The 10,099-nt window shown below is 65.4% G+C and carries 10 protein-coding genes; 7 read left to right on the plus strand and 3 right to left on the minus strand.

Annotated elements, in window-relative coordinates; all coding sequences use genetic code 11:
- Both EOA23_RS27265 and EOA23_RS27270 read left to right on the plus strand, forming a co-directional pair.
- Positions 1-840 (plus strand): electron transfer flavoprotein subunit alpha/FixB family protein (locus EOA23_RS27265; RefSeq protein ID WP_145966495.1); only part of this gene is annotated, 840 nt, incomplete at its 5' end.
- A gap of 200 nt (positions 841-1,040) precedes the next feature.
- A complete protein-coding gene (locus EOA23_RS27270; protein WP_126081053.1) occupies positions 1,041-1,919 on the plus strand; it encodes a 3-hydroxybutyryl-CoA dehydrogenase in 879 nt (292 codons plus the stop codon).
- Between the two features lie 30 nt (positions 1,920-1,949).
- Here the strand turns inward: EOA23_RS27270 and EOA23_RS27275 are convergent, their stop codons facing one another.
- The 3 genes from EOA23_RS27275 to EOA23_RS27285 form a co-directional block, all read right to left on the minus strand.
- Complete coding sequence (locus tag EOA23_RS27275) at positions 1,950-3,908, minus strand: PAS domain S-box protein (protein ID WP_245474358.1); 1,959 nt, start codon at positions 3,906-3,908, stop codon at positions 1,950-1,952.
- Positions 3,909-4,060: 152 nt separating this feature from the next.
- Positions 4,061-4,699, minus strand: a complete 639-nt coding sequence (locus EOA23_RS27280; protein WP_127306426.1) for an NrsF family protein — start codon at positions 4,697-4,699, stop codon at positions 4,061-4,063.
- Between the two features lies 1 nt (position 4,700).
- Positions 4,701-5,237, minus strand: coding sequence for a sigma-70 family RNA polymerase sigma factor (locus tag EOA23_RS27285; protein WP_127306427.1), 537 nt, complete (start codon positions 5,235-5,237; stop codon positions 4,701-4,703).
- 204 nt (positions 5,238-5,441) lie between these two features.
- Here EOA23_RS27285 and EOA23_RS27290 point away from each other — a divergent pair, with 204 nt between their 5' ends.
- From EOA23_RS27290 to EOA23_RS27310, 5 genes are all read left to right on the plus strand, one after another.
- On the plus strand, positions 5,442-6,446 hold the full coding sequence (locus EOA23_RS27290) for an iron ABC transporter substrate-binding protein (protein WP_127306428.1): 1,005 nt from the start codon (positions 5,442-5,444) through the stop codon (positions 6,444-6,446).
- Between the two features lie 160 nt (positions 6,447-6,606).
- A complete protein-coding gene (locus EOA23_RS27295) occupies positions 6,607-8,181 on the plus strand; it encodes an iron ABC transporter permease (RefSeq protein WP_127306429.1) in 1,575 nt (524 codons plus the stop codon).
- Positions 8,178-9,260 (plus strand): ABC transporter ATP-binding protein, encoded by a 1,083-nt coding sequence (locus EOA23_RS27300; RefSeq protein ID WP_127306430.1) that lies wholly within the window; start codon positions 8,178-8,180, stop codon positions 9,258-9,260. Before EOA23_RS27295 ends, EOA23_RS27300 begins: the two co-directional genes overlap by 4 nt.
- 54 nt (positions 9,261-9,314) lie before the next feature.
- Complete coding sequence (locus tag EOA23_RS27305; protein ID WP_127306431.1) at positions 9,315-9,590, plus strand: AbrB/MazE/SpoVT family DNA-binding domain-containing protein; 276 nt, start codon at positions 9,315-9,317, stop codon at positions 9,588-9,590.
- A complete protein-coding gene (locus EOA23_RS27310; RefSeq protein ID WP_127306432.1) occupies positions 9,587-9,985 on the plus strand; it encodes a type II toxin-antitoxin system VapC family toxin in 399 nt (132 codons plus the stop codon). The genes EOA23_RS27305 and EOA23_RS27310 overlap by 4 nt, the downstream gene beginning before the upstream one ends.
- The last annotated feature ends 114 nt before the right edge of the window (positions 9,986-10,099 follow it).

Here is a 10,099-nt window from a genome sequence, read left to right on the forward strand (position 1 = left end):
GATGTCGACGTGCTGGTGGCCGGCAAGGCCGCCAAGGGCGCGGCCGACGCCGCCGCCAAGCTGAAAGGTGTTCGGAAAGTGCTGCTGGCCGAAGCCGACGAACTTTCCGAGCGCTTGGCCGAGCCGACTGCGGCTCTCGTCGTGTCGCTTGCGGGCGGCTATGACACGATCATCGCGCCGGCCACCTCCGCCGGCAAGAACATCGCGCCGCGCGTCGCCGCCCTGCTCGACGTCGCCCAGGTGTCGGAAATCATCGAAGTGGTCTCGCCTGACACCTTCAAGCGGCCGATCTATGCCGGCAACGCCATCCAGACCGTCCAGTCGACCGACGCCAAGAAGGTCATCACGGTGCGCACCGCCTCCTTCGCGGCAGCGCCGGAAGGTGGTTCGGCCGCGGTCGAGACGGTCGGCGCCGCCGCCAACCCCGGCCTGTCGTCTTTCGTCGAGAACAAGCTCTCGGAGAACGATCGTCCGGAACTGACCTCGGCCAAGATCATCATCTCCGGCGGCCGCGCGCTCGGCTCCTCGGAGAAGTTCCAGGAAGTCATCCTGCCGGTCGCCGACAAGCTCGGCGCCGCGGTTGGCGCCTCCCGCGCCGCAGTCGACGCCGGCTATGCCCCGAACGACTGGCAGGTCGGCCAGACCGGCAAGGTGGTCGCGCCCGACCTCTACATTGCCGTCGGCATCTCCGGCGCCATCCAGCACCTGGCCGGCATGAAGGACTCCAAGGTGATCGTCGCCATCAACAAGGACGAGGAAGCCCCGATCTTCCAGGTTGCCGATTACGGCTTGGTCGGCGATCTCTTCGTCATTTTGCCGGAGCTGCAAAAGGCGCTTTGACGCCGTCCGTTCTGGCATATTAAAATCCAAAGGGTGGGGTAGACGAAGTCGCCCCGCCCTTTTAGTTTGCACTGCACAAAAAGCGGGCCATCAAGGCCCGGAGCCAATCCGGCGGTTCGCCTCCGGATTGCGGGAAACAAACAAGCAGGAGCGTCTTTGTACTTCAAGGAAGTGCGGGCGTTCCGGACGGGATCGGGGTCATGAGCAAGATCGAGACGATCGGCATTGTCGGCGCGGGTCAGATGGGTGGCGGTATCGCCCATGTCTCGGCGCTGGGTGGCTACAAGGTCCTGATCCACGACATATCGGCCGACCGGATCGAGAAGGGCATCGCCACCATCAGCGGCAACATGGCCCGCCAGGTCGGTTCCGGCAAGCTCGAGGAAAAGGCGCGCAACGAAGCGATGGCGCGCATCTCCGCCGCTCCGGCCATGGCCGACCTCGCCGCCGCCGACCTGGTGATCGAGGCTGCGACCGAGGACGAGACGGTCAAGCGCAAGATCTACGCGCAGCTCTGCCCGCAGCTCAATCCGGAAGCGATTCTGGCGACCAACACCTCCTCCATCTCGATCACCCGGCTTGCCGCGCAGACCGATCGTCCCGAGCGCTTCATCGGCATTCACTTCATGAATCCCGTGCCGGTGATGAAGCTGGTCGAGCTGGTGCGCGGCATTGCCACGGAGGACCAGACCTTCGAGGCGGCCAAAACCTATGTGAAGCACCTCGACAAGACGATCACCGTCTCGGAGGATTTCCCGGCCTTCATCGTCAACCGCATCCTTTTGCCGATGATCAACGAGGCGATCTACACGCTCTATGAGGGCGTCGGCACGGTCGACGCCATCGACACCGCCATGCGGTTGGGGGCCAACCATCCGATGGGCCCGCTGCAGCTCGCCGACTTCATCGGCCTCGACACCTGCCTGTCGATCATGCAGGTGCTGCATGAGGGCCTGTCGGACTCGAAATACCGCCCCTGCCCGCTGCTGGTGAAATATGTCGAGGCGGGCTGGCTCGGCCGCAAGACCGGCCGCGGCTTCTACGACTATCGCGGCGACCATCCGGTGCCGACGCGCTGATCTTCCGCGGCTGGACCCTACCGACGCGGCTCAGGACGCCGCGGCGAGCGGCATGGGCGGCACATCTCTCGAAGCTTCGTCCGGTGCTGCGGAAACGCAGCCGCGGCCTGCCGCTTTGGCATCGTAGCAGGCGGCGTCGGCGCGGGCGATGATCTCATCCACCTCGCCGCAACCGGCGCGGATCGGCGCGAGCCCGATGCTGGCGCCTATCGAATGCGGGCGGCCGTCCCAGCTGAAATTGAGGTTGCGGATTGCATCGATGATCGAGCGCGCCGCGATCGGCCCGCGCGCCGCGTCGCCCGATTTGAGGATGACGGCGAACTCATCGCCGCCGAGCCGCGCGACGATCTCTTCCGGGCCAAGCACATTGCGCAAGGTGTCGGCCACGCGCCTGAGCAGCGCGTCGCCGGCGGCATGGCCGCCGGTGTCATTGACAGCCTTGAAATGGTCGAGGTCGACGAACATGAACTGGTGCTCGCCGCCATTGAGGCGGCACTGGTCGACCAGTTCCTCCATGGTGCGCATGAAGCTCGAACGGTTGGCGAGCCCGGTCAGCGCGTCATGGGCGGCGGCATAGGCCAGCTGACGCTGTAGGGCGCGCGCGTCGGTGAAGTCCTGGAAGACGATGACCAGGCCGCAGAACTGCTCGCGGTCGTTCATGATCGGCGACACCACCTGGCGGATGCTGCAGCGCGTGTCGTCGCGCCGCACGAGAACCGCGCGCGTGTTCTGGTCGCAGCGAGGCCGTTCGCTTGCCGAAGGACGCGTCAGGGCGATTCTCTGCCCGCTTTCCTCGTCGACCGCCCAATAGACATGGCCGAGCACCTTTCCAAGGGCTTCGCCGACGTCAACGCCGGTGAGCTTTTCCGCGACCGGGTTCATGAAGGTGATGCGGTTGGCGGCATCGGTGCAGATCACCGCGTCGCCGATCGACTGCAGCGTGACCCTCAGACGCTCCTTCTCGTCGGCCAGCATCGCCGCCGAAACCATCAGCCGCGTCTCGGCCTCCTTGCGCTGCGTGATATCGGTCAAGCTGCCGATGGCGCGGATCACCCGGCCCTCGGCATCGCGCTCGATCGTCTTGCCACGGTCGAGGATCCAGACCCAGTGGCCGTCCTTGTGCCGCATCCGGAACTCGGCTTCGAAAAAGGCCGTCTCGCCGGCAAGGTGCGCGCGATCCGCCTCGGCGACGCTTGCCTGATCGTCGGGATGGATCATGGTCAGCCAACGGTCCGGGTCGCCGTCGAGTTCGCCAGCGGCATAGCCCAGCATCTTCGCCCAGGTTTCGGAATAGGTTGTGCCGCCCTTGCGCATATCGAGGCTCCAGACGCCCTGTCCGGTGCTGGTGAGCGCGAAATTCCAACGGGTCTCGGCCTCGGCGATGCGCGCCTCCGCCTGCTTGCGGGCGTCGATGTCCTCGATCTGCGACACCAGATAAAGCGGCTTGCCGGTGTCCTCGTCGAGGATAACCGACCCGGCGAGTTGCGCCCAGACTGGAGTCCCGTCCTTCCTGAGGTAGCGTTTTTCGAAATGGTAGGAGCTGATCCTGCCTTCCTTCACGTTCAGCATCGTCTCGCGGCCGATCGGCAGGTCGTCCGGATGCGTGATCTGCGGGAAGGTCAGCGCCTCGATCTCGGCGCGGCTATAGCCCAGCATGTCGGCGAAAGCGGGGTTGGCCCGCTGGATGCGTCCGTCCAGGCCGACAATGGCGACGCCGATCGCCGAATCCTCCATGGCGCGGCGGAAGCGCTGCTCGCTCTCGGCGATCTGCCGGCGGTCGTCGACGATGCGGTGAATGAACATGGCCGACAGGAACAGCGTCGCGGCCGTGATGGCGACGGAAATCTGCAGGCTGAGCCTCAGCGCGTCGGCGCCAAAGTCGAGGCGCGGCAGCAGGATCGACACAGCGGTGGCAGCCAGGCCGATTGCCAGCAAACCCTGCGCGGCGTGCCTGTCGGCACGAAGCCCTTTCCAGTTCAACCACGCCACGATGCGATCCACCCCACCACGCAACTGCACGTTGCCACAACCCTGGCGGATCGGTTTTAAGGAATGGTTGCGCAGATGATGGCGATCGCTCCGCTAACCGGCAAACAATTGCCGGCATGATTAAGGGACTGTTTCGAAATAGCCCCGGCGGGCTACCAGCGCACGAAAAGCCGCCCGCCGATAGCCCCGAGCAGCGTCAGGAAGGCGATGGCGATCGTGTACCAGGTGGCGACGAAAAGCGGCGAATCGTCGAAACAATGCGCGGCGTAGAAGGTTGCCGCGAGCCCGCCCGCGAGCAGCCCGGCCACCGCGCCCGCCAGCACCGGCCGCGTCGGCGCGCCGTAGCGCAGCATGCCGAGGAAGACCGCTAGCGGGCCGATGCCGATCAGCGGGATGAAAGTCATGCAGATCATCATGTTCGAGCCGACGAGCCGCTTGCCCCAATCGGCCTGGGGCACGACGAAAAGCTCGAGGACCACCGCCAGCACGACCAGAAGCGGCGCGGCGAGCATCCAGGCCATCCTCCGCCTGGTCGAAGCGCCCGGCACCGACAGCGCGCGGATCAGCGCGAAGGCGCTGGCCGCAAGCACCAGCGTGAACACGAATTTCGACATGAAGCGCATCGTGTGCATGGCCGGCATGATGTCGGGACGCGGCCCGATGGTCGTAAAGAACACGGCTGCCGCGATCGCCACGGCAACGCAGACCGCCAGCCACCAGGCCTTGCCTATCGGCATGGCCTTCTTGCCGGCATCCGCGTCGAGCGCTTTGATGAGATCCTCTGTCCTCATGTCACTGTCGCCCGAATCGTTTAGCGATCGCGGCGAGGCCGCGATGCAGCGACACGCGCACGGCCGTTTCGCTGACGCCGAGCTTGGCGGCGGTCTCGCCGATCGAATGACCGTCGACCGAAATTGACGAGACGACCGAGCGTTGCGTCGGCGGCAGTCCCTCGAGCGCCCGATTTATGTCGCGCTGGCTGACCGTCTCCGTCTCCGGCTCGGCGAAGGTCTCGGCGATCTCGTCGATCTCGACTTCGATGCGGCGCCCTCGCCGGCGAAACGCGTCGATAAGCTTGAAGCGGGCGATCGCGTAGACCCAGGGCAGCACCGGCGCATCCGGCCGCCAGGTGTGGCGTTTCACATGAATGGCAAGCAAGGTTTCCTGCACGACATCCTCGGGGTCGACTCCGCCCTGAACGATCTTGCGCCGGACAAAACCGCGAACGAGGGCGGCGATGCGATGCAGAAAGTCGGCATAAGCCCTTTCGTCTCCCGCAATCGCGGCCCTGAGCAGCCCGGAGAGCTCTGCCTCGTCCTTGCCGGTCACAAGAGTTTACCCCCGAAGTTCGCATCTCGGCCTGGGTTTGTTACGTGGCCGGCGAAATAATGTCCAAGCCAAACTGCCGCAAAATCACGAAAGTTGCGGCATGGCGACGGATTGAAGCAGGGTCACAATCTTGACTACAATAATCAGGTATTGGTAGGTGAGCCGAGCCTGAACCCCTGTCTCCAAATTCGAGGACGATGCCCGATGAAGATTGCCCTTTCCACGCTCGCCGGCCCTGCGATAGCGCTCGGCCTGATCGCCGGCCCGGCCATGGCGGAGGATCAAGGCATCGTCGTCTACAATGCCCAGCATGAGAGCCTCGCCAAGGAATGGGCTGCCGGCTTCACCAAGGAGACCGGCATCAAGGTCACGCTGCGCAATGGCGGCGACAGCGATTTCTCCAACCAGATCGTCGCCGAGGGCGCGGCCTCCCCGGCCGACGTGTTCCTGACCGAGAATTCGCCGGCCATGGCGCTGGTCGAGGGGGCCGGCCTGTTCGCCCCGGTCGACGCCGGCACCCTCGCCCAGGTTCCCCAGGAATACCAGCCGTCGAGTGGCAAATGGGTCGGCGTCGCGGCCCGCAGCACCGTCTTTGCCTACAACAAGGACAAGCTGAAGGAAGACCAGCTCCCCAAGTCGCTGCTGGACCTCGCCGATCCGAGCTGGAAAGGCCGCTGGGCCGCCTCGCCCTCCGGGGCCGACTTCCAGGCCATCGTCAGCGCCTTGCTCCAGCTCAAGGGCGAGACCGCGACCGCCGACTGGCTGAAGGCGATGAAGGAGAATTTCACCGCCTACAAAGGCAACAGCACCGTCATGAAGGCGGTCAATGCCGGCGAGATCGATGGCGGCGTGATCTACCATTATTACTGGTTCGGCGATCAGGCCAAGACCGGCGAGAACAGCAAGAATGTCGGCCTGCATTATTTCAAGAACCAGGACCCGGGCGCCTTCGTTTCGGTGTCGGGCGGCGGCGTGCTGGCTTCCAGCAAGCATCAGAAGGAAGCCCAGGCGTTCCTGAAATGGGTGACCGGCAAGGGCGGCCAGGACGTGCTGAAAACGGGCACGTCGTATGAATATGCGGTCGGCAAGGATGCCCAGTCCAACCCGAAGCTGGTGCCGCTGGCCGACCTGCAGGCGCCGAAAATCGATCCGGCGACGCTGAATTCCAAGAAGGTCATCGACCTGATGACGCAAGCCGGCTTGCTTTAGTTCGCGTTCGTCCTAAAAGGGCAAACGACCGTGCTCCCGCGGGAACTCGCTTCCGTGGGAGCGCTTTTGTTTTGGAGATGGCCTCGTCGATGACGATCATCTGCGTTTGCGGCCGCGTCCGCGGTTCATCACGTCGCTTCCGGGCGGCCTATTCCGACTGATGGCGTCCGCGATCCACCTCACGCCTTCCGCGCTGCCGGCGGCCGGAATGAAGAAGCGCCGGGCCATGTCGTGGATCACGCTCGCCGCGGCTTTGATCTCGCTCATCGCGCTGCTGCCTCTCGCCTTCATCGTCTGGATGGCGATCCAGACCGGCTGGGATACGGTGGTGGCGCTGATCTTCCGCCCGCGCGTCGGCGAGCTGCTGATCAACACCGTGCTCCTTGTCATCGTCACCGTGCCGATCGCCATCACGCTGTCGGTGGCGCTGGCTTGGCTGACCGAACGCAGCGACCTGCCGGGCAATCGGCTGTGGTCGTGGTTGTCGGTGGCGCCGCTCGCCATCCCTGCGTTCGTGCACTCCTATGCCTGGATCAGCTTTGTCCCTGGCCTGCACGGGCTCTGGGCCGGCGTGCTGGTCTCCGTCATCGCCTATTTCCCTTTCCTCTATCTGCCGATCTCCGCCGCGTTGCGCCGTCTCGACCCGGCGCTGGAGGATGCGGCGGCGGCGCTTGGCCTAGGTCCGTGGCGGGTTTTCGCGCGCGTCGTGCTGCCGCAGTTGAGGCTTGCCATCTGCGGCGGCTCGCTGCTGGTCGGTCTGCATCTTCTGGCCGAATATGGCCTCTATGTCTTCATCCGCTTCGACACCTTCACCACCGCGATCGTCGACCAGTTCCAGTCGACCTTCAACGGCCCGGCCGCCAACATGCTGGCCGCCGTGCTTGTGGCTTGCTGCCTTTTCCTGCTCGCCCTCGAGGTGATGATACGCGGCGAGGAGCGCTATGCGCGTGTCGGTTCCGGCGCCGCGCGCAAGCAGCAGCGTGCCCGCCTCGGCCGCGCCACCCTGCCCTGCCTGCTTTTGCCGGCCGCCGTCGCACTGCTGTCGCTCGGCGTGCCCTTCGTCACTGTCGGCCGCTGGCTGCTCGCCGGGGGCGCGGATGTCTGGCGCTGGGACGAGATCGGCCTGGCGCTCGGCCAGACGATGTTCCTCGCCCTCGTCGGCGCCGTGCTCGCGACGGTTGCCGCCATGCCGATGGCCTGGATCTCGATCCGCGCGCCGGGCCGGCTGCAGCGCCTGCTCGAAGGCTGCAACTACATAGTCGGCGCGTTGCCGGGCGTGGTCATTGCGCTGGCGCTGGTGACGATCACCGTGCGCGTCGCGCTGCCGCTCTACCAGACGCTGTTCACCATCCTGTTCGGCTATGCGCTGATGTTCCTGCCGCGCGCGCTGATAAGCCTGCGCGCTTCGATCGCGCAGGCTCCGGTGGAGCTGGAGCGCGCCGCTTCCAGCCTCGGCCGGCCGCCAGTCAAGGCGCTGTGGGCGACGACCATCCGCCTGTCGGCGCCCGGCGCCGCGGCCGGCATGGCGATGGTGGCGCTCGGCATCACCAACGAGCTCACCGCCACCCAGATGCTGGCGCCCAACGGCACCCGCACCCTGGCGATGGCCTTCTGGTCCTACAGCGGCGAGATCGACTACGCCTCCGCCGCTCCTTACGCGCTGATCATGGTGGCGATGTCGCTGCCGATGACCTGGTGGCTCTACGTCCAGTCGAAGCGGATGGCCGGACGATGAGCTTTCTCGAACTCAGCGATGTCGCCAAGAACTATGGTCCGGTGACGGCGCTGGCTGGCGTCGACCTTCAGGTCGAAAGCGGCAGCCGCACCGCGATCGTCGGGCCGTCCGGCTGCGGCAAGACCACCTTGCTCAGGCTAATCGCCGGCTTCGAGGCGCCGGACCGCGGCCGCATCGCGCTTGACGGCAAGGTGCTCGCCAATGGCGACGCGGCCGTGCCGGCGCATCGCCGTGGCATCGGCGTAGTGGCCCAGGACGGTGCCCTGTTCCCGCATCTTAGCATCGCCGACAATATCGGTTTCGGCATCGCGCGGAATGCCGACAAGCGGGCCGAGCATATCGTCGAGCTTGCCTATATCGTCGGGCTGGACAAGGCGGTCCTGAAACGCCGGCCGCATGAGCTTTCCGGCGGCCAGCAGCAGCGCGTCGCGCTTGCGCGCGCCATGGCGATGAAGCCGCGGCTGATGCTGCTCGACGAACCCTTCTCGGCGCTCGACACCGGACTTCGCGCTTCGATGCGCAAAGCGGTGGCAGAGCTTCTGGAAGAGGCGGGCATCACCACCATCCTGGTCACGCACGACCAGGCCGAGGCGCTGTCCTTCGCCAGCCAGGTGGCGGTGATGCGCGACGGCCTGTTCTCGCAGGTCGGCACGCCGCGCGAGCTCTATTTCCAGCCCAAGGACAGGATGGTCGCCGAATTCCTTGGCGACGCCATCATCGTGCCCGCCAGGATCGCGGATGGCTTCGCCGTGTCGCGGCTCGGCCGCATCGCTGTCGACACGAAGGAACGGCGCGATGTCGCACGCATCATGCTGCGGCCCGAGCAGATTCTGCTCAAGCTCACCTCCCGCGAAGGCATGTCGGGCACGCCGGACATGCTGTTCGGCGAGGTGACGGACTGCGAGTTCGCGGGCGCCGTCTGCACCGTGGCGGTACGGCTGCTCAACAGCCCTGATCCGCCGGACGCGGCCGCCATCGGCAACACGCCGCTCGTCTTGCGCAGGACAGGCATGGACGCGCCGTCCGTCGGCGAGATCGTGCGGCTGACCGTCACCGGCAAGGCACACGTATTCGCCTAATCTCTGCCTTGAAATAATGCAGTTTTGCATTATTTTTAGCGCTGGAGGCTACATATGACGACATTGACGGTTACCGCACGGGGTCAGGTCACGTTCCGGAAGGACGTACTCAAGCACCTGGGCATCCAGCCCGGCGACAAGATCAGGCTTGATCTTCTGCCTGGTGGGAGGGCGGAGCTGAAAGCCGACCAGGGCAAGGGCTCCTGGCGAGAGCTGAGCGGGATGCTCAAGGGCAAAACCAACGGCGCCCGGCTTTCGATCGAGGAGATCAACGATGCGATCGCCGACGCCGGCGCTTCGAGCGGGATGCGCGGAATCGAGCGCAAGTGAAGGTCAGCCTCGACACCAACGTGCTGCTGCGCCTCATTGTCGGGGATGACGAAGCGCAGCAGCAGACCGCAGCGGAGACCCTGGAAAGGGCCGAACTGGTCGCGATCAGCGTTCAAGCGCTCTGCGAGTTCGTTTGGGTGCTGGACAGAAGTTACCGGGTCGCGCGGCCCGACATATCAGCCTCGATCCGTCGCATCCTCGATATGCGCAACGTCGTAGCCAACCGACCAACGATCGAGGCTGGCCTGGCCGTGCTCGACGCCGGCGGAGATTTCGCCGACGGCGTGATAGCGTTCGACGGTCAGTGGCTCGGCGGCGAAACCTTCGTGTCCTTCGATAGGAAAGCGGTAAAGCTGGTCGAAGGACAGGGAACGCCCACACTGCTGCTCGGGTGATCTACCGCACCCGCTGTCCCGTCGCCGACCACGTCGAGCATGAAGCGGGCATGCAGGCCGCGTTGCACCGAGAACGGAATGCCTGCGACGGTGCCGGCTATGTCGCGGTGGACA

It is taken from the genome of Mesorhizobium sp. M2A.F.Ca.ET.042.01.1.1 (genome assembly GCF_003997405.1).
In the GTDB taxonomy this organism is placed as follows: domain Bacteria; phylum Pseudomonadota; class Alphaproteobacteria; order Rhizobiales; family Rhizobiaceae; genus Mesorhizobium.

Bases quoted from the DNA above. Each gene is read 5' to 3' on its own strand.
- EOA23_RS27270 (WP_126081053.1), top strand. From the start codon at position 1,041: ATGAGCAAGATCGAGACGATCGGCATTGTCGGCGCGGGTCAGATGGGT.
- EOA23_RS27280 (WP_127306426.1), bottom strand. From the start codon at position 4,699: ATGAGGACAGAGGATCTCATCAAAGCGCTCGACGCGGATGCCGGCAAG.
- EOA23_RS27290 (WP_127306428.1), top strand. From the start codon at position 5,442: ATGAAGATTGCCCTTTCCACGCTCGCCGGCCCTGCGATAGCGCTCGGC.
- EOA23_RS27295 (WP_127306429.1), top strand. From the start codon at position 6,607: ATGGCGTCCGCGATCCACCTCACGCCTTCCGCGCTGCCGGCGGCCGGA.
- EOA23_RS27300 (WP_127306430.1), top strand. From the start codon at position 8,178: ATGAGCTTTCTCGAACTCAGCGATGTCGCCAAGAACTATGGTCCGGTG.
- EOA23_RS27305 (WP_127306431.1), top strand. From the start codon at position 9,315: ATGACGACATTGACGGTTACCGCACGGGGTCAGGTCACGTTCCGGAAG.